Source organism: Halomonas sp. ND22Bw, from assembly GCF_003011945.1.
GTDB classification, from domain to species: domain Bacteria; phylum Pseudomonadota; class Gammaproteobacteria; order Pseudomonadales; family Halomonadaceae; genus Halomonas; species Halomonas halophila.
This window is the reverse complement of the sequence record NZ_PXWD01000602.1, coordinates 1-290: the sequence shown is the minus strand read 5'-3', so window position 1 is coordinate 290 and position 290 is coordinate 1. Positions and strand designations below refer to the sequence as shown.

Sequence of the window (290 nt, the reverse complement as noted above, 5' to 3'; positions counted from 1 at the left end):
CCTCCGGCACACCGGACTGATCGATCAGGCGGCGGGCGTAGGGCGCGACCGATTCCAGATAGCGGCGCTGTGCCTCGGCATAGAGGGTGCCGAACGCGAGGCTCGATTTGCCCGAGCCCGATATGCCGGTGAACACCACGAAGGCGTCGCGCGGTACATCGACGTCAACATTCTTGAGGTTGTTCTGGCGCGCGCCGCGAACCTGCACGCAAGCGGGCGGCCCTGTATGCCCATGATCGGTGGCCGGCGTCGTCGCGTGAATATCCTTGCTCTTCAATTCAGTCTTCCTG

Annotated in this window: 1 protein-coding gene; it reads right to left on the bottom strand. The window is 63.8% G+C overall.

The genetic code is table 11. The features are described from left to right. Positions 1-208: hypothetical protein (locus tag CVH10_RS19565; protein ID WP_146143118.1), on the bottom strand; the 208-nt coding region annotated here is incomplete at its 3' end. Positions 209-290 lie beyond the last annotated feature (82 nt).